Source organism: Tsukamurella sp. 8F, assembly GCF_029167375.1.
Taxonomy (GTDB): domain Bacteria; phylum Actinomycetota; class Actinomycetes; order Mycobacteriales; family Mycobacteriaceae; genus Tsukamurella.
Window position 1 is genome coordinate 123,898 of record NZ_JARFTP010000004.1, and the last position, 26,205, is coordinate 150,102.

Genomic DNA, 26,205 nt, shown 5'->3' on the forward strand with positions numbered 1-26,205 from the left:
GTAGACATGACGGAGAACAAGCGTAAACAACTGCACCTCAATGCCTTCCTGATGTCCACGGGGCACCATGAGGCGTCGTGGCGGCTGCCCGAATCGGACCCCCAGGCCCACCTCGACGTCGAGCACTACATCCGGCTCGCACAGACTGCGGAGCGCGGCCGGTTCGATTCCATCTTCTTCGCGGACGGCCCTGTGCTGCAGGGAGACCCGGGTCGTCGTCCGGCCGGTAAGCTGGAGCCTACCGTCCTGCTCACGGCGATCGCGCTGCGCACGCAGCACCTCGGCCTGATCGCGACTGCTTCGACGAGCTACAACGACCCGTTCAACCTGGCGCGCCGCTTCGCGTCGGTGGACTGGGTGAGTGGCGGGCGAGTCGGCTGGAACATCGTGACGACCGCGGGCGCCGATGCCGCACGCAACTTCGGTCTCGACGACGTTCCCGCCCATCGTGATCGGTACGAGCGCGCCGACGAGTTCGTCGATGTGGCCACCAAGCTGTGGGACAGCTGGGACGACGACGCCTACATCGGCGACAAACAGATCGGCATCCACACGGACGCGGACAAGGTGCACAGCATCGACCACGTGGGCAAGTACTTCCGCGTCGCGGGCCCGCTCAACGTCCCCCGCTCACCGCAGGCCTATCCGCTCCTGGTTCAGGCTGGTTCATCGGAGGACGGCAAGAACTTCGCCGCGCGGCATGCGGAGGCCGTTTTCACCGCCCAGCAGACCCTCGAGGAGGGTAAGGCGTTCTATTCGGATCTCAAGGAGCGCACACGCCGCCTGGGACGGGATCCGGAGGGCATCAAGATCCTGCCCGGCATCGTGCCGGTCATCGGCGACACCGAGGCGGAGGCGCGGGAACTCGACGAGGAGCTGAGCCGCCTGATCCTGCCGGAGTACCAGCGCCGGAACCTCGCCGAGCGGTTCAACCTGCCCCTCGAGGCGCTGGAACTGGATGCGGAGCTGCCCGCGGACCTCCCCACGGAGGACGATATCGAAGGCGCGAAGAGCCGCTTCACCCTGATCGTCGACCTCGCACGTCGGGAGCGACTCACAGTGCGCCAGCTGATCTCCCGGTTGGGTGGCGGTCGCGGGCACCGTACTTTCGCGGGCACACCTGTACAGGTGGCGGACACCATCGAGGAGTGGTTCGACCAGGGTGCGGCGGACGGCTTCAACGTGATGCCCGCCGTGCTGCCCTCGGGCCTGGATCGGTTCGTCGACCAGGTGGTGCCCATCCTGCAGGAGCGCGGCCTCCTGCGCACCGAGTACACGGCTACGACGCTGCGCGGTCACTACGGCCTGGAACGGCCGGCCAATCGACTCGAGGGCGAGGACACCGCGGGCGCCGCGATCGCCCGATGAGGGCGGAGGGCTGGATCAGGTATCTGATCCGCCGTGCGCTCGCTCATCCCGGCACCGTCGCCGCCGCGCTCTCCGGAGCGCGGGCGGCGGCGGTGCTCACCGCGGCCCTGCCCCAGGTCGTCCGCCACGTCGTCGACACCATGGGGCAGCAGGACTCGGCGCTTACCGCCGGGGTCGTCGCGCTCATAGTGCTCGGGTCGGCGCGCTTCGTCGCCTCGTTCGCGCGCCGGACGGCGTCGTCGCGGCTCTCGCTGGGCGTTCAATTCGATCTGCGCTCAGAGCTTTTCGGATCGTTGGTCCACCTACCCGGCCGCGACCAGATGAACGTGGCGACCGGCCAGGTCGTGAGTCGCGCCATCAGCGACATCACGCTCATCCAGATGTTCCTGCAGCTCATCCCGATCGTCACGGGCAACGTGGCCCTGCTGGTGGCCGCGCTCGTGATGATGGCCGCGATGTCGCCGGAGCTGGCGCTCATCGCGCTCGCCCTGCTCCCCGCGCTCTGGTTCGTCACGCGGCGCTCACAGCGGGAGTTGTTCCCTGCCAACTGGGACGCTCAGGCGCAGGCCGCCGAGGTCGCGATGCGCGTCGAGAGCGCGGTCGCCGGGGTGCGCGTGGTCAAAGGCTTCGGGCAGGAGCAGCGTGAGCTGGCCGGCCTGGAGCGGCGTGCCCGCGATCTGTACCGTTCGCGGTTGCGCGTCGCGCGGATCACCAGCCGGTTCACCCCGGCGATGCAGGCGCTTCCGGCGCTGGGGCAGGTCCTGATTCTAGTGGTGGGAGGACTTCTCGCGCTCCGCCAATCGATCACGCTGGGCACCTTTCTCGCGTTCATGACCTACCTCGGATCGTTCGTGAGTCCGGTCCGCCAGTTCTCGACATTGCTCACGGTGAGCCAGCAGGGTAAGGCGTCGCTCGACCGCGTCCGCGAGGTGATCGAGGCCAACCCGCGGCCGGTTCCCACCGACGGCGGGTCCGCCGTCGCCGGCGCCGCACCCACGGTCGAGCTGCGCGACGTGACCGTGCGGATCGCGGGCACCACGGTCCTCGACAATGCACGGCTTACAGTGTCGGCGGGCAGCACCGTGGCCTTGGCCGGCGGCCCTGGATCGGGGAAATCCGTTCTGGCGTCCTTGCTTCCGCGCCTGATAGATCCGGACTCGGGCCGGGTGCTCATCGACGGCGTGGACGTGCGGAAGTTGCCGGACGTCCGGCGCGACGTGGCGATCGTCTTCGAGGACACCCATCTCATGGCCGACTCGATCCGCGAGAACGTGGCCTACGGCAGACCCGACGCGACCGACGAACAGGTGTGGCACGCGCTGTATCTCGCCGCGGCCGACGACTTCGTGCGTCGACTCCCCGACGGGCTGGATACGCGGATCGGCGAACGCGGGCAACGTCTCTCGGGCGGGCAGCGACAGCGAGTCGCGCTGGCTCGGGCCCTCATCACCGATGCGCAGCTGCTGGTGCTCGACGATGCCACTTCGGCGATCGATGCGCAGGTCGAGGCACGTATCTTCGAGCGGATCGCCGGCGAGGTCCGCGCGCGCACTACCATCGTGGTGGCACACCGGATCTCGACTCTGGCCCTCGCGGACCGGGTGGCCGTGTTGGGTGACGGGCGCGTCGCCGAGGAGGGAGACCTGGAGGAGTTGCAGCGGTCGGGTGCCCTATTCGCGTCACTGTTCACGCCGCCGGACGTCACGGAGATCGGTCGGGACCTGCGCGCCGACCGCGTCGATGTGCCGACCGGCGTCCTGTGGGAGGAGCCAGATGAGGACGGAGACGACTCCCGCGCGCTCGAGCAGGTCGCGCGCGCGTTCGCGCGCCGCGCGGCGGGCGCGGGCGGCGGACTCGTAGGCGGTTCGGGCGGCGGCATGATCGCCTCCGCGCCGCCGGGCGTCGACACGGCCCGAATGATCGCCGCACTGCCGCCGCTTCGGGGCGAGCCAGACGTGGACGACGGCTTTCTGCACGACGCCGACCCCGCGTTCCGCCTACACCGGCTGCTACGGCCGTTCGCGGCACCGCTGCTCGTCGGGCTGGCCCTCGTCGCGGCGGACGCCGTTGCGCAGACGCTGATCCCGTTCCTCGTGCGCTTCGGCATCGACCACGGAGTTCTCGCGGGCGCGCGGCACGTGCTGCTGGTATCGGCGGTCCTCGCGGCCGGAGTCGTGTTCGTGGACTGGGCGGTGAGCGTCGCCCAGGTGCGGGTGACCGGGCGCGCGGGTGAACGCCTGCTGTTCGGGTTGCGCGTCAAGACTTTCGCGCACCTGCAGCGGCTGGGGCTGCAGTTCTATGAGCGCGAACTAGGCGGCCGCATCATGACCCGCATGACGACCGACATAGACGGGCTCTCGGCGTTCCTGCAGACGGGGCTCGCGACGGCGCTCACGAGCACGGTCACCATCGTGGGAGTCGTTGTGGCGCTGCTGGTGATAGATGCGCAGCTAGCGCTGGCGGTGCTGGCGTTCATGCCGGTGCTGTTCGTGGCGACGGTGTGGTTCCGGCGCCTGGCGGTACCTGCATACAACACCGCCCGGGACCGCGTCGGCGTGGTGAACGCGTACTTTCAGGAGAACGTCGACAACATCCGAGTGACACAGGCGTATCGGCGGGAAGCATTGAACCAGAGGCGCTTCGACGACCTGTCGTGGTCGTTCCGGGACGCGCGTATGCGCAGCCAGACGCTGATGGCGGTGTTCTTCCCGTTCATAGAGCTGCTGTCTGTGGCCGCCACTGCGGTCGTGCTCGCGGTGGGCGTAGGACAGGTGCGGGCAGGAGCGCTCTCGGCGGGCACGCTGATCGCGTTCCTGTTGTACGTCGACCTTCTCTTCTCACCCATCCAGCAGCTGTCCCAGGTCTTCGACAGCTACCAGCAGGCCGTGGTCGGTGTGGATCGGCTAGCCGCGCTCTTCGCGGTACCGGAGTCCACGCCGGAGGCCGAGCACGCGAAGTCCGTGAAGCGTGTCTCCGGGGGTATCGAGATCCGAGACCTGGGCTTCGCGTACCGTGCCGATGCGCCATGGGTGCTCGAACACGTCACCTTGAGCGTCGCACCAGGACAGCGGGTGGCACTGGTCGGGGAGACCGGCGCGGGGAAGTCGACACTCGTGAAACTCCTTGCGCGGTACTATGATCCCACGGCGGGGACCGTCGAGGTCGACGGCGAGGACATCCGAGACCTGCGGATCGAGGACTACCGGAAGCGGCTCGGCGTGGTACCGCAGGAGCCGTACCTGTTCGGCGACACCGTCCGCGACGCCATCGCGTATGGGCGTCCCGACGCGTGCCCCGCCGACGTGGAGTGGGCCGCACGCGCGGTCGGCGCCCACGAGATGATCGCTGCACTGGAGCACGGCTATCACCACCCGATCGGCCCGCAGGGACGCGCCCTGTCGGCGGGGCAGCGGCAGCTGCTCGCACTCGCGCGTGCGCAGCTCGTCGAGCCCGACATCCTGATCCTCGACGAGGCGACTGCTTCGCTTGATCTCGCCACCGAGGCGAGGGTGCGCGCGGCGATCGATGTGCTCACAGCGGGGCGCACCACCCTGGTGGTGGCCCATCGGCTGGCGACTGCGGCGGACTCGGACCTGGTCGCGGTGATGGCGGCCGGGCGCCTCGTCGAGGTCGGGCCGCACGCGGAGCTCGTGCGGGCCGGCGGCGCCTACGCACGACTGTGGAGCGCGTACGTGACCGCCGGAGACTCATCGGGAGAGCCGCCACACCCGGCGTATGTGCGCACCTAGAGGAGCGCGCACGCGGACCCCATAGCGGGCTCGGTGATCTGTCTCCCCAACCGGCGCAAGCGCTCCCGGCTCGGCGCCGGCCCCGTGGGCGACGCCGACCGAGGCGTCACGTGCGACTCTGTGCAGGCCGAGGTCCCGTCGCCGCGAGCGTCGCATACGCTGCGAGCAGCGACGACGCAGCGGCGAAGTTGAGACGCAGGTCGCGTGTCCTGATGTGGGCGCCTACAGCGCAGCAGAAGTACACCGTGAGAGCGAGCGCGGTGAGGCGTGCGAGACCCGGGTATCGCGGCGCTGCTGCCAGCCCGACCGCGGACGCGCTCTTCACGACCGGGAAGAGTCGCCAGTACCGCCGCGGGAACTCCACGTCCGTCAGGCAGTCCTGAACGTACGGGATCGGCTTGACACAGATCGCGGCGTCGATCGCCTGGAACGCCGCGAACACCTGGTAGGCGCGGGGGTCGCGGATCGTCTCGATGCTCATATGCGCAACCTACTCCGCAGATGGTCTCCGGTGGAGCTCCAATTCGGCAACGGGATCGGGTACCACCTGCGGCTCAGCGCGCGAGGTCGGCGACCGCCTCCCAGGTCGCGCGTTCGGCATCCGGCCCCATGAGGCCCGTCTGCGTGACGACGACCTCCGCCGCCCCGGCGTCCAGGTAGCGACGCAGCCCGTCGCGCACCTCGTCCGCGGTGCCGACCAGGGCCAGGTCCGCCGCACTGTCGCCGCCACTGAGCTCGATCACCCTCCGGTACGACGGGATCCGGTCGTAGAACGCCATCGTCTGCGTGAACGCCGCACGTCCAGCGGTGCGATCGTCGGTGACGACGGCGGGGACGAGGGCGACGACGCGAGGCACGGGGCGTCCGGCTTCGGTTGCCGCGCGCGTCAGATCCGGGAGGATGTGGTGTCGCAGCACGGCCGGATCGGCCAGGTAGGGAAGGATGCCGTCGGCGAGACGCCCCGACACCGCGAGCGCCCGGGCTCCCAGGGCTGCGACCAGGATCTCAGGGACGGGCTCCGCGCCCGGAAGCGCGGTGGGCATGGGTGTCTCGGTGTCGATCTCGGTCCCGTGGAATTCGACGGTGCCTGTCGTCAACACCTCCCGCGTCACCGTGAGGAACTCTTCGAGGCGCTGCGCGGGGCGGCGGAACGGCTGACCGAAGGCCTTCTCTGTGAAGGTCGCCGAGCCCAGCGCCAGCCCGAGGCGGAAGCGACCGTGCGTTGCAGCCTGCGCGGTCTGGGCCGCAGCAGCGACTAGGAGTGGCTGCCGCCCGAAGATCGGCACCGCCGAGGTGCCGACCCCGATCGTCGGCACCTCGCGGCCGATGATGCCGGCCAGCGAGATCGCGTCGTAGTCGAATCGCTGCCCCAACCACACCGTTCCGAGGCCGGACTCGGTGGCGACTCGCGCGGCGGCGACCACGTCGTCGACGGCATTGCCCCCGGGCTGGAACGACAGTGCAGTGCCGACGACGGGGCGTTGCGTGGCGGTCATCAGTGCGATGGCAGTCCGCGCCGGGTCAAGTGGTCGCGCAGCAGATGCCGGCCCTTGAGACTGTCGCGGTCGCGAAGTCGGGCGAGCACCGGGCTTACCCATCCGCCTTCACGCCGGTACTCCGCGTTGTAGGAGGCGAGACGTTCGTCGTAGTCGTCGATGGCGGCGTCGGCTGCCGTGTCGTACACCTCGTGATGCAGGACCGCGGCCTGAGGCAGACGGGGTTTCACGCCTGCCGCCTCATCCGGGTCGGGGACGCCGACCGCCAGACCGAACGCTGCGAAAACACGATCGGGGAGTGCCAGCTCCTCGGCGATCTTGTCCGGGTGGTTGCGCACGGCGCCGATGAAGACCGTTCCCAAGCCGAGGGATTCGGCTGCGAGCGAGGCGTTCTGGGCGGCCAGAGCTGCGTCGACGAACCCGAGGATCGTGCTCTCCAGATATTCGGGCGCGTCCAGGGGCTCGTTGCTACGCGCTGCGATACGTGTCGCTCGGCCCAGATCTGCGAGCCAGACCAGAAGCAGCGGGGCTTGTCGGACCGCCGACTGGTCGCCGACGAGGTGTGCCAGGCGCTCGCGGCGCCGGGGATCACGCACGGCGATCACGCTCCATGCCTGCAGGTTCGACGACGTCGACGCGGACTGCGCCGCCGCGACGATCGCGGTGAGTGCGTCGTCCCCGACCGGAGTGTCCAGAAACGCGCGAACCGACCGGTGCGCGAGCTGCAGATCGATGGTGTCGCTGCGGAGGGGGAGCGAAGTCAGCTCGGGGTCGCGGTATCGCTGCGCCACCGGGTCCTGGGTGCTGGTCATACACCCGAGTCTGTGCCCCGTACCCCCGAGGTCGCCACCATTGCGGTCATCCGGGTGTGAAATCGGGTCAGGCCATCCGCTTCAGCGCGGCGGACTCGGCGCGGAAGGGGTCGTCGTAGAGGGGCCAGAGGACCGTCGCCGCCGAGGCGGTCTCCAGCGCCCGCCCCGGAAACGACGTACCGACGAGTCGTGCGGCCGCGTCAGGCACCGCGGACCGCGCCGCGGCGCCTGCACGATATGCCTCGCGGACGTCGGGGAGATGATGGAAGGCGCGATCGGTGATGATGAGCTTCTCCGGATTCAACAGATCGATGAGTGCGGCGGCCACGTACGCCATATCGCGTGCGCGCTCGACGAACAGCGCGCGGATGCGGCCGTCGACGGCGGCTCGCTGCAGTAGTCCGGGCAGGGTGGCGTCGTCGGAGACCAGACCGTGCGCGACGGCACGCCGGAGCACGGCGTGATCGGACAGCTCGCCGAGCCGGCCGAAACCGCCCGGGACCGCTGATGCGACAACGGACCCGAGTGCGCCCGCTGTCGCGCCCGGGCCGTAGTGGACGCGGCCACCCACGGCGAATGCAGCGTCGAGGACGTTTCCCACGAACAGGACGGCTGCCGATGACGCGTAGTCGAGTGCACCGAACAGCTGCTCCGCGTGGACGATCGCACGTGAATGGCTGTCGAGCGTTGTGGGTAGCCCGGTCAACTGCTCCAGCAGGTCGCGAACGGGTACGCCCCGCCAGTCGAGATACGGATGGTCGTGCACGAGGCCCGCCCGCGGGTCGACGCGGCCACCCGTCGCGACCCCGAGTGCGAACGGCCGCAACGGCTCCGGAGTGCGTTCGCGGATCCCGGCGAGCGCCTCGGCAGCGGCGCGCGCCAGATCGGTGCCCGACGGTGTGCCGTGGGGAAGCGCCTCGACGTCGCGGACGGCGCCTGCGATGTCAACGATCGCAACGCGAGTCGTGGTCGCCGCGAAATGTACGGCGGCCACCGTGTTATCGGTGTCCAGTGTCAGCGGCACGTGCGGCCTGCCGACACGGGGCGCAGCAGTCGTCTGCGCCTGCTCGCGCAGCAGGCCTGCGGCCGTCAGCCTTCGGGTCTGACCTGTCACGGTGGCGGGCGACAGCCGCGCGCGGGTCGCGATCGCGGAGCGCGGTGCGGATCCCAGGTCGAGTACGGCACGCAGCACGAGGCCTGCGGCGCTGGGCCCCTCCATCGTTTCGCTCATGCCGTCGGCTCCATCCATCAAGCTCCGCTACACGGTATGTCGACCGCTCGCCGTGTGCACCGGTCTGCCTCACGGTGATCGATTGTCGGTTCGCGAGTACGTCCGGCACCTCGACCCGGGCGCCGCCGCAGTCCGGTGGTGAAGCGCATTGCCACTGCAAAATCAAGCACGCGTGCTTGCTTAGGTGATAGGTTTTCGGCATAGTCATCTCATGCAGCGCGTCCGAGCTGCACGTGGAAGGAGTCGACAATGGCGTTGATGCCCGTCACCCGCCGCCCGCTGTCCGGCATGAAACGGATGCATTCGCAGCCCTTCCCGGGCCAGGCCGAGTACGAGCAGACCTTGATGGACCTGTCCGAGGCGTCCGTGCGCCGCAATTTCGACCCCTACCTCGATATCGATTGGGACTCGGACGCCCTCGAGATCAAGCCGGACGACGAGCGCTGGATCTGCGATCCGGATGTCGATCCCATCGGACGCCATCCCTGGTACAAGGCACAGCCGGTCGAGAAGCAGATCGAGATGGGCATGTGGCGTCAAGCCAACGTGGCCAAGGTCGGACTGCAGTTCGAGTCGATGCTCATCCGCGGGATCATGCAGTACACGGCGGCGCTGCCGAACAACTCGCCCGAGTTCCGGTACGCGACGCACGAGGCGAAGGAGGAATGCCAGCACACGCTGATGTTCCAGGAGTTCGTCAACCGTGTGGGAATGGACGTGCCGGGCGGCAATCTGTTCCTGCGCACCATCTCGCCGATCGTGCCGCTGTTCGCCACGATGACGCCGATGTTCTTCTACATGATGGTGCTCGGGGGCGAGGAGCCGATCGACCACCTGCAGAAGGAGTTCTTGCGCTCGAAGGGTGCGCAGCACCCGGCGATGACCACGATCATGCAGATCCACGTCGCCGAGGAGGCGCGCCACATCGGCTTCGCGCACCAACTGCTGGAGCATCGCGTCCCGACCCGTGGCCGCCTCACCCGGTTGGCGCTGTCCCTGATTCTGCCGGTCACGATGCGCGTGATGGTCACGATGATCATGATGCCGCCCAAGCAGTTCTGGGATCGCTTCGAGGTTCCGCGGGACGTCAAACGCGAGATCTTCTGGAGGTCTCCCGAGTCGCAGCGGACCAAGCGCAACGTCTACGGCGACGTCCGGATGATGGCCGAGCGGTCCGGCCTGATGAACCCGCTATCGCGGTTCATGTGGCGACTGTCCGGCATCGACGGCCGCATCTCCCGCTTCCGCAGCGAGCCGACCTACGCCGCGCACTGAGTCCGACCGCGCACTGAGTCCCACCGCGTACGGCATGCCCGCCGCCGCGTAGCGGTAGGCGACCGCCTGCCGCTGCCCACAGCCGGGTAGGCGCGCGAGAGGGGCGGGCGTGAGGTGCGACTACTGCAACCGGAACCGCATCGCCGCGACCACGTCTTCGGCCGCGTCGGCGAGCACGCGCGCACGTTCGGTCGGCCCGTCCGCGCACAGCGCGCGATGCCGGTCGGCTTCGGCCAGCGGCAGCGCGGTGGCGAGTGCGTAGGAACAGTCGGTGGGGTCGGCGGGGAGTCGGAGCGGCGACGGCCGCACGGCCCGCCTGCCCGCACGCTCCGCTAGTTCGCACCAGAGGTCCAGCAGGCGCTCACGCACAGCGATCACGCCGTCGCGAGCGGATGGCCAGTCACCGTCGGCGGGGGACTCGGGCCACGGTTCGACGTCGGCGAGTGGGTACGGCGCGTCGGGTAGCCACGTGGACACGCGGATTCGCGCGACGCCCGTGCAGGCGAGTGAGTAGCGGCCCGCGCCCGTGGAGGCGTGGTCGACGATCTGTGCGACCGTCCCGACGTCGGTGCGTGCGTCTCCGCCCCCTACTTCACTGCCGCGCTCGATGAGCACCACGCCGAACCGCCCGTCGGTCACCAGGCATCGCTCGACCAGTGCCTCATAGCGGGGCTCGAACACCCGCAACGGCAGGGACTCGGAGGGCAGCAGGGTCGCGCCCAGCGGAAACATCGGCAGCTCGGTCATTGCAGACCAGCATGCCGCACTACTCTGGCGATCATGACCGGACCGCAGGAATGGCTCGCCGCGCTGGAAGCCGACGGTGCCGTGATCGCCGCGACGCCCGCCGAGCATCTCGCTCGGCCCGTCCCGACCTGCCCCGACTGGAGCGTGCACGATCTGATAGTCCACCTCGGGGCGGTCCACCGGTGGGCGGCCACCTTCCTCGCCGCTGGACCGGATTCCAAGGCGCGCTTCGCATTCGACGCGTCCGACGCCCCTGAGGGCCCGGAGATCACGGACTGGTACCGCGAGCGGCTCGGGGAACTCGTGGCCGAGTTGCGCCGGCACGACCCGGCCGAACCCGCCCGCGGTTTCGCCGGCCACGGCACCGTCGGGTTCTGGTACCGGCGGCAGGCGCACGAGGCGGCCGTGCATCGTTGGGATGTGCAGAACGCAACCGGGGAGCCCACCCCGATCGAGGTGCCGCTCGCGGAGGACGGCGTCGACGAGTGGCTGGAGATCTTCGTGCCGCGCTTCCTGGCCCGCGGCGCCGGTCTGCCCGCGGATTCCGTCGGGTCCGTCCTGCACCTGCACGGCGTCGACGAGTCCGAGGCCGAGTGGACCATCACGTTCGGCACCGACGGCGTGAAGGTCGGTCACGCGCACGCCCGTGGTGACGCCGCCGTCCGCGGCACCGCGTCCGAGTTGTTCCTCGCCATGTGGCGGCGTGTGCCGCTCGACGCGCTCGAGGTGCACGGCGACGGTTCGGTGCCGCAGACGCTGCTGGATGCGGTGGTCGTGACCTAGCCGATCGTGAGATCAGCACGACACGCCGCGACACGCCGCGCCGACGCGACACGACAGACACCACATGGTGTGGATCCGAGGAACCCGCGGCCCCAGGGGTAGTGTCGACGGGGCCGAATTCACCATGGTCGAGAACGAGGTGTCATGACCGAATCCACCGCCCACAGCCCCGCCGACGGTTCGCCCATCAAGCTTGTCAGCAGGGTCTCGGCGATCAACTGGAACCGCGTCCCGGACGAGAAGGACGCGGAGGTCTGGGACCGCCTGACGGGCAACTTCTGGCTGCCCGAGAAGGTGCCGGTATCCAACGACATCCCGTCGTGGGGCACCCTCACCGACTATGAGAAGCAGCTGACCATGCGGGTCTTCACCGGTCTGACGCTGCTCGACACCATCCAGGGCACCGTCGGCGCTGTGAGTCTGATCCCGGACGCGACCACGCCGCACGAGGAGGCAGTGCTCACCAACATCGCCTTCATGGAGTCGGTGCATGCGAAGAGCTACAGCTCCATCTTCTCGACGCTGTGCAGCACGCGTGAGATCGACGACGCCTTCCGCTGGTCGGAGGAGAACGAGCACCTGCAGCGCAAGGCGCAGATCGTCATGGACTACTACCGCGGCGACGACCCGCTCAAGCGCAAGGTCGCGTCGACGCTGCTCGAGTCGTTCCTGTTCTACAGCGGTTTCTACCTGCCGATGTACTGGTCCAGCCGGGCGAAGCTGACCAACACTGCCGACATGATCCGCCTGATCATCCGCGACGAGGCCGTGCACGGGTACTACATCGGCTACAAGTATCAGCGCGGGCTCGAGACCCAGTCCGCGGAGCGGCGCCAGGAGCTCAAGGACTACACCTTCGAGCTGCTCTTCGAGCTGTACGACAACGAGACCGACTACACCGAGGCGCTCTACGACGAGGTCGGTCTCACCGAGGACGTCAAGAAGTTCCTGCGCTATAACGCCAACAAGGCGCTGATGAACCTCGGGTACGAAGCGATGTTCCCCAAGGACGAGACCGACGTGAATCCGGCGATCCTCTCCGCCCTCTCGCCGAACGCCGACGAGAACCACGACTTCTTCTCTGGTTCCGGTTCGAGCTATGTGATCGGCAAGGCCGTCAACACAGAGGACGAGGACTGGGATTTCTAGATCCGTGTCACGAATCGAGCGCTGAGGACGCCCATCCCGTATATACGCGGGATAGGGCTCCTCAGGACGCGGTTGGTGACGCGCCCGGATCCACTTCGTTCAGCCTGCCCGTCGCGACGTCGAATACGAAGCCGCGCAGCGATGTCGTCGCTGTGACGAACGGCGACGACGCTACGCGTGCCAACGACTGCCGCACGTCGGTCTCGATATCGTCGAATGCCTCCGCGGCCCAGGCGGGCTTCACCCCGACCTCCGCAAGGATGTCGGCCTTGAACCCGTCGTCCGTGAAAGTCAGCATGCCGCAGTCGGTGTGATGGATGAGGATGATCTCGGTGGTCCCGAGTAGTCGCTGGCTGATCGCGAGGGAGCGGATCTCGTCCTCGGTGATCACGCCGCCCGCATTGCGGATGACGTGGGCCTCGCCCTCCTCGAGCCCGAGCGCTCGGTATACGTCGAGGCGGGCGTCCATACATGCGACGACGGCGATGTGCTTGGACGGTGGCAGTGGCAGCGGGCCGGAGAAGTTCTCGGCGTAGCGGGCGTTGTTGGCGAGCAGTTCATCCGTGACGGTCATGACATACATGGTCGATCCCGCATGCTTCGACGGACACGGTTGCGATCGCGGTGATCGCGATTACTCGGGCAGTCCGTCGCGGTCCGCCCACTGCAGCAGTTCCTCGATCGAGTAGTGCATATCGTCGATCTCCGCGTGCGGATCCCCGATCTTCGAGAAGCGGTGCGGCACGGTGTCGATCGTGAAATCCAGCGGATGCGCGTCCGGGATCTCGTCCCATTCGAGTGGCGCGGACACCGTGGCCTGCGGAGTGCCGCGGAGCGAGTACGCGCACGCGATGGTGTGATCGCGGGTGTTCTGATTGAAGTCGACGAAGCACGCGGCGGGATCGCGGTCCCTGCGCCACCATGCCGTCGTCACGTCGTCGGGGGCGCGCCGCTCGACCTCGCGGGCGAAGGCCAGAGCCGCGCGACGGACCTCGCCGAACCCCCACGACGGCTCGATGCGCACGTACACGTGCAGCCCGTCGCCCCCTGATGTCTTCGGGAATCCACGGATGCGCAGGTCGGACAGTACTTCGCGCGCCACGGAAGCCACCGTCTGCACCCGTGACCACGGGCAGTCGGGCATCGGGTCCAGGTCGATTCGCCACTCGTCGGGGCTCTCGGTATCCGATCGTCTCGAGTTCCACGGATGGAACTCGACAGTGGACATCTGTGCCGCCCAGATCACGGTGGCCAGTTCGGTGACCACGACCTCGTCGGCAGTCCGGCCGAATCGCGGGAAGTAGATCTCGACCGTCTCGAGCCAGTCGGGGGCTCCTGCCGGGATCCGCTTCTGGTGCACCTTCGGCCCGGCGACGCCCTTGGGATAGCGGTGCAGCATCGTCGGACGCTCGCGCAGGGCTCGCACGATCCCGTCGCCCACGGACTCGTAGTAGCGGACGACGTCCAGCTTCGTCGCGCCCACCCCGGGGAAGTACACGCGGTCCGGGCTGCTCACGCGGACGGTCCGGTCCCCGACGGTCAGCTCGATCGGCGCGCCGTGCTCGGCTCCCATGCCGCTCAGCGTAGCGCTGGGGACACCGCCGAGCGGATCAGCCGCGCAGCAGCTTAGCCAGACGTCCGCCGCGTTCGCGCGGCGCCGGCCGCGACGTGACCACGCCCAGCGCCACGTCGGCTGCGAACGCCGCGACGGTCTCCTGGGAATCGGTCTTATTGGTGCCGATGAATCCGTTGGGGCCACGCTTGATCCAGCCCGTCACGTACACGCCGGGCAGGGGCTCGCCGTCTTCGCCGAGGACACGGCCGGACTTGTTCGGAAGCACCCCGCGCTGCTCGTCGAAGGGCAGCCCTGGAACGGGACGGCCGCGATAGCCGACGGACGTCAGCACGAGCCCGGCGGGGAGCTCGAGGTCTTCGCCTGTCGTCGTGTGCTTCGCACGCAGGACGAGACCCTCGTCGCCCGTCTCGATGGTGGCCGGGGTGGTCAGGTAACGCATGCGGACCCGGCGGCCCTCGCCGACGGTCGGCGTGGTCGGCAGCGATTCGAGAAGTGCGAGCTTGCGCGCGACCAGCTCGGAGTCGCTGCCGGCGGCGAGCGACTCCGCGACCTCCGGATCCGGGTCGACGGTGACGGTGCGCTCATCCGTCAAGCCGAGCATCTCGGGCAGGGTGAACGCCGAGTGCTCCGGCCCGCGGCGCGCGACGATGAGCACCTCCTCGACCTGCGACTCTGCGAGTGCCGCGAGGGCCTCGGGAGCGATAGTGGTGTCGTCGAGCTCGTGCGGCTCGGCGGTGAGGATCCGTGCGGCGTCGAGCGCGACGTTGCCGTTGCCCACGATGACCACTCGCTTCTGCGAGAGGTCGAACGTCTCACCGGTGTGGTCGGGGCGGCCGTTATACCAGGCCACGAAGTCGGTCGCGCTGCCGACGCCGGGTAGGTCCTCACCCTCGATGCCGATCTTGCGGTCGGTGCTCGCGCCCACCGCGATCACGACGGCGTCGTGCCGCTCACGCAGTTGCTCGATGGTCACGTCCGTACCGATCGTGGTGTTCAGGTGCATGTGGAAGCGCGGGTCCTTGGACACGACATCGAAGAGCTCCGAGACCCGGCGTGTGCGCTTGTGATCGGGCGCTACGCCGAAGCGCGCGAGCCCGTAGGGCACCGACAGCTTCTCGTACACGTCGACGGTGACGTTGCCGTAGCGCAGGAGCTCGTCCGCCGCGTACATCGCCGCCGGACCGGACCCGACGATGCCGACGCTCACCTCGTCACCCTCGCGGGAGCGGAGGCGCTTCGGCGGCACCGCCAGCGCCATCGGCGGCCGGGAGCGGCTTCCGGGATCGGGATTGTCGAGCGCGGCGTTGGCCGGATCGGCGGCCGACAGCGCGCGGTTGATCTCGATGTACACCTTGTGCTCGGCGGGCAGCCGGTGCGCGGGGCCGATGGCCTCGACGGGGCAAGCGGTCACGCAGGCACCGCAGTCGACGCACGTGTCCGGGTCGACGTAGAGCATCTCGGCGGTTGCGAAGCCGGGTTCGTCCGGGGTCGGGTGGATCGCGTTCACCGGGCACGCGAACGTGCACGACGCGTCGCTGCAGCAGGACTGGGTGATGACGTGGGGCATGGAATCCTCTGGAGATGCACTCGGGCCCGGCCGGCCCTGCTAGGCGGGACCGGCCGGGCCGCGTGTGGGGTCTATGGGCAGATTCTACTGCGCTGCGTACGACGGCTCACTGCGGAAACGCGAGGTGCGGCCGTAGATGCCGAGCGACTTCCAGAGCGCCTTCGCGAAGGGGTTCATGAGCCCGCAGCGCTCGGACAGCATCCGCACGTCGCCGAAGATCTCGGCGCGGGCGTCCTTCGACTCCTCCGAGCGCCAGAAGATGTCCTTCTTGACCTCGCGCGGGATGTCGAACTCTTCCCAGAACTGCTTCGGCGGCACCATGATGGCGCCCATCAGGATTCGCATGATCAGCGGCATCGCGAGCGACAGCAGGAACCTGGGGAACCGGCCGCGAGTCGGGATCCGCCGCTCGAGCAACTGGTGCGCGAACGAGATGTGGCGCGCCTCCTCGGCGACGTGGATCTGCATGACCGCGGTCATGGCCGGGTGCTGGGCCGCACCGGAGCGCAGGAACTGCTTCTGCAGGTGGTCGATGGGCTCCTCGCCTGCGAGCACCCCCATGTAGAACACCATCGGCGCGATCGTCGAGAACAGCGGGATGATCGGCGACAGCCGACGGAACCACCACGCGCCGCCGGGCACGTCGCGGCCGACCCGGTTCACGAACTCCTGGAACATGAGGGTGTGCTGGCACTCCTCCTTGGCCTCGTGCGTCGCGTAGCGGAACTCGGCCGAGTTGTTCGGCTGGGCCGCCGTGTACTGCATGATGCCGCGGATCAGGATCGACTCGAACTGCAGGCCGACCTTGGCGACGTTGGCCTGGCGCCACATGCCGATCGCGATCTGCTTCTCGAGCGGCTGCGCCTTGTACCACTCGTGACGGCCGATCGGATCGAACCGTTCGTTGAGGACCCAGCGGTCGTCGTCCGGCGTGATCCGGAGGTCCGGGGAGTCCCAGTCGATGTCGATATACGGGTCGAAGTTGCGGTGGACCGACGCCTCGGACAGGTCGTGCAGCGTCTGCTCGTACTCGGCCTGGCCCGGGAACGACCTCCCGCGCATGCGCCCCATATGCGTGAGCGCCGGGCGGGGGATGTTCATGATCGCCATGCTCTGCTTTCCTTTCCTGACCAGCAGGTTCTCGCGTGTCGGCCGGTCCGCGGCGGCGCGTCTGTGGAAAATGCCACACGCGTTTGTGCAGGTAGATCCGGTGAGTGAGAACCGATCGGCGAAAGCCTATCACCGAAACAAGCATGCAGGAAGGTTTCGTTGGGGGGTTGTGACCGCTGAGTAAGTTCGTCGGGGCGGTGACTCGCGCCACTCCGGACGCCGGCTACGACGACGAGCGGATCGAGGTCTGCACGTCGTGCAGGACCGCGTTCGCGGCCACCGGACCGCCCGGCGAGTACCAGGAGGCGTCCTCGACCAGCAGTTGCCGCTTGGCGACTACGGCGCGCAGGTGGAGCCACGGCGCGGACTCCATGATCGCCATGCCCGACTTCTGGCCCTTGTCGCCCTCGTAGGAGGCGTAGACGAGATCCGCATCCGCGGCGGAGAAGTCGTCGCCGGTCAGGCGCACGGGCTCGGGTCGGCGCTGCGCTGCGGGGCGCTCTACGCCCAGGTCCGCCAGCACCTGCGCCGCGAGTGGGGTCGTGCCCTCCGCATACGCGGCACCGTCGGCGGTGAACCGCACGAGCGAGACCATCTGGTGCGGCGCATCGATGGAGACGGATGTGGTCTTGACGTCCTTGTCATAGCGCGCGAGGACCGCCCGGGCCTCGGTGGGCATATGGACGGCGGCCGCGAGCGCGGTGAACGACGCCCGCCAGCCGGCGGCGGGGGAGGGGAGCACGGTGGCGTGTCCGAGTGTCGCCTCGGCTCCAGCGGAGCCGGACGTGCCGAGGACGACGTCGCCGTTCCTCGCCGCCCCGGTTGCGCGTGGGGTCTTCGCCAGGACCGAGCCGAGGTAGGCGGGCGCCACACCGGCGATGCCCACGACCCGCTCCTGCAGTCCGAGCGCACACAGTCCGTCGAGCAGCGCGGGGTCGGCGACGACGATCCGCGCCGGCGCGCCCGTGGCGCGCGTGGGTGCCGCGCACGCGGCGTCCGGTTCCCGGTCGAGGCCGACGATGTTCGCCGACGCGAGCCGCGTCGTGGTGGTCGCGACCGACGACATGGTCTGTTGGATCGGCTCACCGCCCCCGCACGCGCTCGTCGCGGCGACGGCCAGCAGCGCCACGCCCGCGGCGCCCCGTCGGAGTCCGTCGTTCCAGGTCACAGGGGCGGTCCTTACTCTCGTGCACGGAGTGGTCGATCAGTGCGTCACGCTAGCAGCCGCGATGGTCCCCGCCCGATTACGACGCAACGTAGGACCAGCGGCGCGATCGCAGCCCTCGAGGGTCTAAGCTGACCGAGGAGCGGATCGTTCGCTCTGGGCCGAGCGGCCCGGAGGACGGGCCGATGGTCTGCGCGCCGGTGCGGCGCGCGGCAGCCCACCACGGCAGCAGGAGGATTAGTGACCGCGCAAGCGAATCGGCCGGCTGAACAGCTGACCGCCGCCCGCCCGTACCCGAAGCGGACCGGGCCCAAGGGTTCGTTCATCTACAAGCTGGTCACGACGACGGACCACAAGACGCTGGGCATCATGTACATCGTCACGTGTTTCGCGTTCTTCCTGATCGGCGGACTGATGGCGCTGCTGATGCGCGCCGAGTTGGCCGAGCCCGGCCTGCAGTTCCTGTCGACCGAGCAGTTCAACCAGCTCTTCACGATGCACGGCACCGTGATGCTGCTGCTCTACGCGACCCCGATCGTCATCGGCTTCGCCAACTTCGTCCTGCCGCTGCAGATCGGCGCCCCCGATGTCGCGTTCCCGCGGCTCAACGCGTTCGGCTACTGGCTGTTCGTGTTCGGCGCGTTGATCGCGATCTCCGGCTTCATCACCCCGGGCGGCGCAGCCGACTTCGGCTGGACGGCGTACACCCCGCTGACCGATGCGCTGCATTCGCCCGGTCCCGGCGCCGACCTGTGGATCCTCGGCCTCGGGGTCGGTGGTCTCGGCACCATCCTCGGTGCGGTCAACATGGTCACCACGGTGATCTGCATGCGTGCTCCCGGCATGACCATGTTCCGGATGCCCATCTTCACCTGGAACATCCTCGTGACGTCGATCCTGATCCTGCTGGCGTTCCCGCTGCTCACGGCCGCTCTCATGGGTCTAGAGGTCGACCGCGCCTTCGGCGCCCACATATACGACCCGGCCAACGGCGGCGTCATCCTGTGGCAGCACCTGTTCTGGTTCTTCGGGCACCCGGAGGTGTACATCATCGCGCTGCCGTTCTTCGGCATCGTCTCCGAGGTGTTCCCTGTCTTCAGCCGTAAGCCGATCTTCGGCTACGCCAGCCTGGTGTACGCGACCCTGGCGATCGCAGCCCTGTCGGTGGCCGTGTGGGCGCACCACATGTACGCGACGGGCGCCGTGTTGCTGCCCTTCTTCAGTTTCATGACGTTCCTCATCGCGGTGCCCACAGGCGTGAAATTCTTCAACTGGATATTCACAATGTGGAAGGGGCACATAACCTTCGAATCGCCGATGCTGTTCTCGATCGGCTTCATCGTGACGTTCCTCTTCGGTGGCCTCACCGGCGTCCTGCTGGCGTCCCCGCCGATCGACTTCAACGTCTCGGACACGTACTTCGTCGTCGCCCACTTCCATTACGTGCTCTTCGGCACCATCGTGTTCGCGACCTACGCGGGCATCTACTTCTGGTTCCCCAAGATGACGGGGCGCATGCTCGACGAGGGCCTCGGCCGCTGGCACTTCTGGCTGACGTTCATCGGCTTCCACATGACGTTCCTCGTCCAGCACTGGCTGGGCGCCGAGGGCATGCCACGCCGCTACGCGGACTACCTCGCGTCGGACGGGTTCACCACGCTGAACCGGATCTCGACGGTGGGCGCGTTCATCCTCGGCGCCTCGACGCTGCCGTTCGTGTGGAACGTCTTCCGCAGTTACCGCTTCGGCGAAGTCGTGACGGTCGACGACCCCTGGGGCTTCGGCAACAGTCTCGAGTGGGCGACCAGCTGCCCGCCGCCGCGGCACAACTTCACCGAGCTGCCCCGCATCCGTTCCGAGCGTCCGGCCTTCGAGCTGCACTACCCGCACATGATCGAGCGGATGCGCGACGAGGCACACGTCGGGCTCACCGGCAAACCGCAGAAGGCGCATACCTAGTCGCGCTCTGCGATCGCGCTCCCGATGGCGGCGTCTCCCGACAGGAGACGCCGCCATCTCTTGCGCGGGAGGCGGCGCAGAGCGCGTCGGTGCCACCGAATAGGCTTGCCGCCGTGACCACTCCGCAGTCCCATGCAGCGACGACCCCGCCGCCTCGGCCGACGGTGCTGATCACTGTGACCGGCGCCGACCGGCCCGGCGTCAGCTCGGTGCTGTTCGGTGTGCTCGCCCGCAACGAGCTCAGCATCCTCGACGTCGAGCAGGTCGTGATCCGTGGGCGGCTGACCCTCGGGGTGCTCGCCGAGGCGCACGGCGATCCGGAGCACGTCCAGGAGGTCGTCGAGCAGGCGATGGCCACCGTCGGCATGACCGTCACCGTGGAGATCACCGCGACCCCGCCGGCCCGGCCTGTGCTACCCACACACGCCGTCGTCGTACTGGGCGCTCCCATCACCGCGCGTGCGCTGTCCGCGGTCGCGGCGGCCCTAGCCTCGTCGGGCGCGAATATCGAGACGATCCGGGGGATCGCGGACTATCCCGTGACCGGCCTCGAGCTGCTCGTCACGGCCCCCTCCGACGACGATGCCGCGGACACCCGGCTGCGTACGGATCTCGCCGCCGTCGCGTCGGCGCAGGGGGTCGACGTCGCGGTCGAACGCGCGGGCATAGCCCGCCGCTCGAAGCGGCTTGTGGTGTTCGACGTCGATTCGACGCTCGTGCAGGGCGAGGTGATCGAGATGCTCGCCGCCCGCGCCGGCAAGGAGGCGGAGGTCGCCGCCGTAACCGAGGCGGCGATGCGCGGCGAGCTCGATTTCGAGCAGTCGCTGCACCGTCGGGTCGAGGCACTCGCGGGTCTGCCCGCGTCGGTGATCGAAGACGTCGGCGCACGATTGCAGCTGACGCCGGGGGCGCGCACCACGATCCGCACACTCAAACGCCTCGGCTACCGGTGCGGAGTCGTGTCCGGGGGCTTCACCGCCGTCATCGCGCCGCTGGCCGCGGAGTTGGAGCTGGACTTCGTTCGCGCCAACACTCTCGAGGTCGTGGACGGGCGCCTCACCGGCCGCGTCGTGGGCGAGGTCGTCGACCGCGCCGCGAAGGCCCGGTCGTTGGAGGAGTTCGCCGCCGCAGCGGGCGTACCTATCGGCGAGACGGTCGCCGTCGGGGACGGCGCCAACGACATCGACATGCTGTCGGCGGCGGGGCTCGGTATCGCGTTCAACGCCAAGCCGGCGCTGCGCGAGGTCGCGGACGCGGCTCTCTCGCACCCTTACCTCGACGCGATCCTGTTCTTCCTAGGCATCACCCGTGACGAGATCGAGGCCGCGGACGCCCGCGACGGGCACGTGCGCCGCGTTCCGCTCGCCTAGATCAGCGAGCGCAGCCAGTCGGCCGTGGGCATATCGCTCAGTGCCAACCGTGTGTCGTCGCCGGGGCGGTGCGCCTCGATCGCGGCGAGTTGCGTCACCACCGACACGTAGTCGCCGGTCCACGTGGTCGTGTCGAAGGTGGGGCCCGAGAGCCGCAGCCCGACGGCGAGCTCGTTCACCATCCGGTATTCGACGGGTACGCGGATCATCAGCGTGGTGAAGTTCGCGTCTTCGGCGCTCACGGCGCCCGACAGGACGTCGTCCGGATCGTCGGTGCCCGACGAGGGGTAGGCCCAGCCGACGAACACGTCATCGGATGTCGGGTCGAGGATCCAGCCGCGCTTGTAGAGCTTGTCGTCGAGCCGCATGAGATCGTCGACGAGGAGCAGGATGTCGTCTGGCACGTTGTCCGGGTCCTCGTCGCCGAGGATCGCTTCGGCCACCGTCGTCGGCGCGGCGTCGAGCAACTCCTGTAGGTCGTCGTCGACGGTCTCGGGCGCGACGGGCGTCTGGTCGCGGTGCTTGCGGCGGCTCACACTGTCAAACTACTGGGCCGCCCTCGCCCTGCCGGGCAGCCGGGCGCCGAGCGTCGCGGCGGCGAGTGCGACGACTGTCAGCACCGCGAACGTCCACGTGTAGCCGTCGCGGGCGGCGGCGCCGAGTACCGCGCCCAGAACGGTCACGCCGAGTGACGCGAACAGTTGGACGGTCATGAACAGGGCGGTGGTGCCCTGAGCGGCAGCTTCGGGCGACAGCGTGCGGTAGACGCTCGCGAAGCTCGGCGACGCGACCGAGCCGAAGCCGAGACCGATCACGACGAACACCGCGAGTAGCGCAGGTAGCGGCCAGCTGCAGTGCACCACGGCGACCAGGGCGAGGCCGGCGGCGTTGACGAGCGATCCGCCGACCACGAGAGGCCGCGGCCCGAATCTGTCGCTGAGTCTACCGGCGTTGACCATCGAGACGAGCAGTCCAACCCCGAGCGCGGACACCAGGAGGCCGCGTGCGATCCCGTGCAGGCCGTACCGCGTCTCGGCAAGCATCGGCAGGACGGTCAGCTGCGTGAACATCGTGAAGCCGACGGTCGCCATCACGCCGAGCGCGGCGGCGAGCTCGGGTATGCGCAGTAGGCGCAGATCCAGCACCGGCGTGCGGTGCGTCCGGAGGGCGTGCAGGACGTAACTCACGAGCAGGACCGCGGCGACGAGCGCGGACCACCACGCGACGGCCGCCGAGCCGCCCGCGCCCCAGCGGTTGAGGGCGAACAGTCCCACGGTGAATCCCGGTGCGAGCAGCGCGATTCCGAGGAGGTCCGGACGTGCGGCTTCGGTGTTCGCGGGCTCGGCGCGGGGAAGCACACGCAGCGCCACGAGCAGAATCGCCGCGCCGACCGGGACGTTCACCAGGAAGATCGCGCGCCACAGCCCGTGGTCGGATAGCAGTGCGCCGAGTAGCGGACCGAGCACGGGCGCGATGTTGATGATCAGCGAGAACCGCCCCATCACCCATCCCACCCGCTCACGCGGCGCGGAGGCCGCCGCGACGGCGATGGCCGCGGGCTCGAGTATTCCGCCGCCCAGTCCCTGCAGCATCCGGAAGACCAGCAGGCTGGGCAGTGACCAGGCGGCGCCGGTCAGGAGCGAGCCCGCCAGGAACGCGACCAGGCCGATCAGGAACGTGGTTCGGCCGCCGAGCCGCGCAACCAGCCATCCGACGAGCGGGAGCACCGCGCCGCACGCCATGAGGTACGCGGTCGTGACCCAGACGATGGCTTCGAGAGGCGTGCGGAACGACGTGCTGAGGGCGTCCAGAGAGGCGGTGACCGCGCTGCCGTCGAGCACCGCGAGGAATGCGGCGGCGCCGAGCAGCGAGACGAGACCGCCGATGTTCCGGCGAGAAGTGGATTCGGATATGTTTACCGACATGGCTCGAAACTAAACTATACGGTTTGGTTTTGTCCAGGGTCGTATCATTCAAATCGTGGAGAGTGCAGAGATCGTCGATGTGGATGCGAACGAACCGGCTCGGCCGGGCAGGCGCCGGACGCTCGACAAGCGCCGCTCGATCCTCGACGCCGCCGCCCCCGTGTTCGGCGAGTCGGGATACCAGCGTGCGAGTATCGACTCCATCGCGAACGCGGCAGGTGTTTCGAAACCGACGATCTACAGCTACTTCGGCGGCAAGGAGGAGCTGTTCCGTGAGTCCGTCGCCGACTCGGCGCGCAACCTCAACGCGGACTCGGTCGCGGCGGTCCGCGAGCTCGAGATCGCAGCGGAGTCATGGCGCGAGAGCCTGTTCCGGGTCGCGCTCGCCCTCACGGCATGCCAGCGCAGCGAGTGCGCCGCCGCCTTGTCCCGCTTGGTGAATGCGGAGGTCCTGCGTGACCCGACGGTGTTCACCGTCGTGCGCGACGCCGGCTACCGGCCGATCGTCGAGGCCTTGGCAGGGCGTCTCGCGATGGTGTCCAACGCCGGCTTCCTCGACATCGCCGATCCGGTCCTCGCCGCGAAGCAGTTCCTCGCCCTGACGCAGGCCGAGCTCGCCGACCTGACCCTGCTCGCGACGCGCGAGGTGCCCGATGAGGACGTACGGCGTGCCGTCGCCGCAGGCGTCGACACGTTCGTGCGTGCGCACCGGCCCGTCTGACCCGCCCGCTACGGCTCGCGGAACACCAACACCGTCGGGCCGTCGAGCTGCACCTCGGCGTCGGTCCCGAAGCCGGTCGCGCCGCCGGGTGCGCCCGTCGGCTGCGACGAGTCGAACACCAGCTCCCAGCCGTGCGTGCAGCCGTCCGGAGCGCCGAGCACCACGGTGGCCTCGCCGCCTGCGTGCCACAGCACCAGTGCGTTGCGATCGGGCACGTCGCGGTCGTGGCCCGGCGAGCGTACGTCGGACCCGTCCACCCATGCCTGGAGAGTCGAGTGCTCGCCGGAGTGCCAGGCGTCCGCAGGTACCTCGGCGCCGTCGGCGCCGAACCAGGCGAGGTCGGGCTCGCCGTCCGAGGTGAGGCGGCCGTCGAAGAACTCGTGCTGCCGCAGGACCGGCGACGCGCGGCGGAGCGCCGAGACGCGCGCGATGAAACCGATGAGATCGGTATCGGCGGAATCCCAGTCGATCGCGTAAGAATCTGCGGCGGAGGAGGATTCGGGAACGCAATAGGCGTTGTTGTTGCCGTACTGGGTGTGCCCCAGTTCGTCGCCCGCGAGCAGCATGGGAGTACCGGTGGAAAGGAACAGTGTCGCGAGTAGTGCCCGCACATGCCGGGCGCGTGCGGCGAGGATGTCGGGCTCGACGGTGGACCCCTCGAAGCCGTGGTTGACGGACCGGTTGTTGTCGGTGCCGTCGCGCCCCCGCTCGCCGTTGGCCTCGTTGTGCTTCTCGCGATAGCTGACGAGGTCGCGGGCGGTGAATCCGTCGTGCGCCGTGACGAAGTTGATGGACGCGAAAGGGGATCGGCCCGAGAGCTGGAACAGGTCCTGGCTGCCGGACACGCGCGAGGCGAGGTCGCCGATGTTGCCTGCGCCGGCCCAGAAGTCGCGCACCGTGTCGCGGTAGCGGTCGTTCCACTCGGCCCACGCGATAGGAAATCCGCCCACCTGGTAGCCCTCAGCGGTCGCGTCCCAGGGCTCGGCGATCAGCTTGCGCTGCGCGAGCAGCGGATCCGCGGCGATCGCGGACAGTAGCGCCGCGCGGCGGTCGAATGGGATCACCGGACCCTGCGGGCCCGTCACGGTGCGGCCGCGCCCCAGGACGCTCGCGAGGTCGAAGCGGAAGCCGTCCACGCCGAGTTCGCCGGCCCAGTAGCGCAGGCTGTCGAGCACCAGCCGCAGCGCGGGAGTCGACGCGCAGTCGAGAGTGTTGCCACAGCCCGTGTAGTCCAGATCGTGTCCGTCGGAGTCGAGCAGGTAGTAGCCGGGCGCGTCCAGGCCGCGCAGCGAGATCGACGGCCCGCCGACCCCGCTCTCCGCTGTGTGGTTGTAGACGACGTCCATGATCACCTCGATGCCCGATGCGTGCAGTGCGGACACCATCGCGGCGAACTCCTCGACCTCCTCACCGGGACACGCGGCGAAGCGCGGGTCGGGGGCGAGGTACGCACCCGTCGAGTAGCCCCAGTGGTTGCGCATCCCCCGCGCGCGCACCGCGGGTTCGGTCAGGCACGCCTGGACCGGCAGCAGCTCGACCGCGGTCACGCCGATGCGATGCAGGTGGTCTAGAACAGGCTGCGCGGTCAGCCCGAGGTAGGTGCCCCGGTGCTCCGGCGGAACCCCGGGGTGGCGCGCGGTGAAGGAGCCCACGTGCAGCTCGTAGACGACCGTCCGCTCCCACGGCACAGCGGGTCCCGGATCCGGGGGAGTGCCGGGCGACGCGGCGGTCACCACCGCCGAGGGGGCGGAGCCGAGCGAGTCGACTTCCGACGGTGCCCCGAAGGGGTCGCCGTCGTGGCCCGACAGCGCGTCCGGGTCACCGAGCGCACCGGCGATCCGCCGAGCGTAAGGGTCCAGAAGAGCCTTGTGCGGGTTGAATCGCAGCCCGCGGCCGGGCTCCCATGGGCCGTCGGCGCGCAGCACGTACCGAGCGCCGGGCTCGACACCGGCGACGAAGCCGTGGTGTACCCCGGCTGTCACCGCGGGGAGTTCGACGCGGTGCTCGGCGCCGTCGTCGTCGATCAGGCCGACCCACACGGTCGTGGCAGACGGCGCATGCACCGCGAAGTCGACGCCGCCGGGGCGTGGCGTGGCGCCGAGCGGTGCCGCGGTGCCGCGGCTAGCGGTCTGTGGCAGGGCGGTCGACTCCGTAGACACGACGCCTATCCTGCCCCGCTGGGGCGCCGGGTGTGCGGCAGGA

The 26,205-nt window shown here is 68.9% G+C and carries 21 protein-coding genes; 8 read left to right on the plus strand and 13 right to left on the minus strand.

What is annotated here, in order from left to right; translation table 11 throughout:
• Nucleotides 1-6 precede the first annotated feature (6 nt).
• The gene (locus P0W64_RS04450; RefSeq protein WP_275478862.1) at nt 7-1,368 is read left to right on the plus strand and encodes an LLM class flavin-dependent oxidoreductase; all 1,362 of its coding nucleotides are present in this window, start codon (nt 7-9) and stop codon (nt 1,366-1,368) included.
• Nucleotides 1,365-5,117 carry an ABC transporter ATP-binding protein gene (locus P0W64_RS04455; protein ID WP_275478863.1) on the plus strand — a complete coding sequence of 1,251 codons (3,753 nt, stop codon included), beginning with the start codon at nt 1,365-1,367 and terminating at the stop codon, nt 5,115-5,117. The genes P0W64_RS04450 and P0W64_RS04455 overlap by 4 nt, the downstream gene beginning before the upstream one ends.
• A gap of 106 nt (nt 5,118-5,223) precedes the next feature.
• Here the strand turns inward: P0W64_RS04455 and P0W64_RS04460 are convergent, their stop codons facing one another.
• The 4 genes from P0W64_RS04460 to P0W64_RS04475 form a co-directional block, all read right to left on the minus strand.
• The gene (locus P0W64_RS04460; RefSeq protein WP_275478864.1) at nt 5,224-5,598 is read right to left on the minus strand and encodes a DoxX family protein; all 375 of its coding nucleotides are present in this window, start codon (nt 5,596-5,598) and stop codon (nt 5,224-5,226) included.
• A gap of 73 nt (nt 5,599-5,671) precedes the next feature.
• Complete coding sequence (locus P0W64_RS04465) at nt 5,672-6,613, minus strand: TIGR03564 family F420-dependent LLM class oxidoreductase (RefSeq protein WP_275478865.1); 942 nt, start codon at nt 6,611-6,613, stop codon at nt 5,672-5,674.
• Nucleotides 6,613-7,425: an NADPH-dependent oxidoreductase gene (locus tag P0W64_RS04470; protein ID WP_275478866.1), complete on the minus strand. Its 813-nt coding sequence runs from the start codon at nt 7,423-7,425 to the stop codon at nt 6,613-6,615. The genes P0W64_RS04465 and P0W64_RS04470 overlap by 1 nt, the downstream gene beginning before the upstream one ends.
• A gap of 67 nt (nt 7,426-7,492) precedes the next feature.
• Nucleotides 7,493-8,656, minus strand: coding sequence for an ROK family transcriptional regulator (locus P0W64_RS04475; RefSeq protein ID WP_275478867.1), 1,164 nt, complete (start codon nt 8,654-8,656; stop codon nt 7,493-7,495).
• Nucleotides 8,657-8,944: 288 nt separating this feature from the next.
• On the opposite strand from P0W64_RS04475, the gene P0W64_RS04480 reads away from it, so the two are divergent.
• Nucleotides 8,945-9,931: a diiron oxygenase gene (locus P0W64_RS04480; RefSeq protein ID WP_275478972.1), complete on the plus strand. Its 987-nt coding sequence runs from the start codon at nt 8,945-8,947 to the stop codon at nt 9,929-9,931.
• A gap of 120 nt (nt 9,932-10,051) precedes the next feature.
• Here P0W64_RS04480 and P0W64_RS04485 read toward each other — a convergent pair whose 3' ends face one another.
• On the minus strand, nt 10,052-10,678 hold the full coding sequence (locus P0W64_RS04485) for an LON peptidase substrate-binding domain-containing protein (RefSeq protein WP_275478868.1): 627 nt from the start codon (nt 10,676-10,678) through the stop codon (nt 10,052-10,054).
• 33 nt (nt 10,679-10,711) lie between these two features.
• Here P0W64_RS04485 and P0W64_RS04490 point away from each other — a divergent pair, with 33 nt between their 5' ends.
• Nucleotides 10,712-11,461, plus strand: a complete 750-nt coding sequence (locus tag P0W64_RS04490; RefSeq protein WP_275478869.1) for a maleylpyruvate isomerase family mycothiol-dependent enzyme — start codon at nt 10,712-10,714, stop codon at nt 11,459-11,461.
• A 144-nt stretch (nt 11,462-11,605) separates the two neighbouring features.
• The gene (nrdF, locus tag P0W64_RS04495) at nt 11,606-12,610 is read left to right on the plus strand and encodes a class 1b ribonucleoside-diphosphate reductase subunit beta (RefSeq protein WP_275478870.1); all 1,005 of its coding nucleotides are present in this window, start codon (nt 11,606-11,608) and stop codon (nt 12,608-12,610) included.
• Nucleotides 12,611-12,671: 61 nt separating this feature from the next.
• On the opposite strand, the gene P0W64_RS04500 is transcribed toward nrdF, so the two are convergent.
• The 5 genes from P0W64_RS04500 to P0W64_RS04520 form a co-directional block, all read right to left on the minus strand.
• Nucleotides 12,672-13,184 carry a carbonic anhydrase gene (locus tag P0W64_RS04500; RefSeq protein WP_275478871.1) on the minus strand — a complete coding sequence of 171 codons (513 nt, stop codon included), beginning with the start codon at nt 13,182-13,184 and terminating at the stop codon, nt 12,672-12,674.
• Between the two features lie 60 nt (nt 13,185-13,244).
• Nucleotides 13,245-14,183: a non-homologous end-joining DNA ligase gene (gene ligD, locus P0W64_RS04505; protein WP_275478872.1), complete on the minus strand. Its 939-nt coding sequence runs from the start codon at nt 14,181-14,183 to the stop codon at nt 13,245-13,247.
• Nucleotides 14,184-14,220: 37 nt separating this feature from the next.
• On the minus strand, nt 14,221-15,753 hold the full coding sequence (locus P0W64_RS04510; protein WP_275478873.1) for an FAD-dependent oxidoreductase: 1,533 nt from the start codon (nt 15,751-15,753) through the stop codon (nt 14,221-14,223).
• A gap of 84 nt (nt 15,754-15,837) precedes the next feature.
• On the minus strand, nt 15,838-16,824 hold the full coding sequence (locus P0W64_RS04515) for a diiron oxygenase (RefSeq protein WP_275478973.1): 987 nt from the start codon (nt 16,822-16,824) through the stop codon (nt 15,838-15,840).
• 262 nt (nt 16,825-17,086) lie between these two features.
• Nucleotides 17,087-18,031, minus strand: coding sequence for an ABC transporter substrate-binding protein (locus P0W64_RS04520; RefSeq protein ID WP_275478874.1), 945 nt, complete (start codon nt 18,029-18,031; stop codon nt 17,087-17,089).
• Nucleotides 18,032-18,268: 237 nt separating this feature from the next.
• On the opposite strand from P0W64_RS04520, the gene ctaD reads away from it, so the two are divergent.
• Both ctaD and serB read left to right on the plus strand, forming a co-directional pair.
• Entirely contained in the window at nt 18,269-19,987 is a 1,719-nt protein-coding gene (ctaD, locus tag P0W64_RS04525; protein ID WP_275478875.1) for a cytochrome c oxidase subunit I, read from the plus strand.
• Nucleotides 19,988-20,100: 113 nt separating this feature from the next.
• The gene (gene serB / locus P0W64_RS04530; RefSeq protein WP_275478876.1) at nt 20,101-21,357 is read left to right on the plus strand and encodes a phosphoserine phosphatase SerB; all 1,257 of its coding nucleotides are present in this window, start codon (nt 20,101-20,103) and stop codon (nt 21,355-21,357) included.
• Here serB and P0W64_RS04535 read toward each other — a convergent pair.
• Both P0W64_RS04535 and P0W64_RS04540 read right to left on the minus strand, forming a co-directional pair.
• Entirely contained in the window at nt 21,354-21,893 is a 540-nt protein-coding gene (locus P0W64_RS04535) for a hypothetical protein (protein WP_275478877.1), read from the minus strand. The genes serB and P0W64_RS04535 overlap by 4 nt on opposite strands.
• 9 nt (nt 21,894-21,902) lie before the next feature.
• Complete coding sequence (locus P0W64_RS04540; RefSeq protein ID WP_275478878.1) at nt 21,903-23,282, minus strand: MFS transporter; 1,380 nt, start codon at nt 23,280-23,282, stop codon at nt 21,903-21,905.
• Nucleotides 23,283-23,337: 55 nt separating this feature from the next.
• On the opposite strand from P0W64_RS04540, the gene P0W64_RS04545 reads away from it, so the two are divergent.
• Entirely contained in the window at nt 23,338-24,003 is a 666-nt protein-coding gene (locus P0W64_RS04545) for a TetR/AcrR family transcriptional regulator (RefSeq protein ID WP_275478879.1), read from the plus strand.
• A gap of 8 nt (nt 24,004-24,011) precedes the next feature.
• On the opposite strand, the gene glgX is transcribed toward P0W64_RS04545, so the two are convergent.
• Nucleotides 24,012-26,162 carry a glycogen debranching protein GlgX gene (gene glgX, locus P0W64_RS04550; RefSeq protein ID WP_275478880.1) on the minus strand — a complete coding sequence of 717 codons (2,151 nt, stop codon included), beginning with the start codon at nt 26,160-26,162 and terminating at the stop codon, nt 24,012-24,014.
• Nucleotides 26,163-26,205 lie beyond the last annotated feature (43 nt).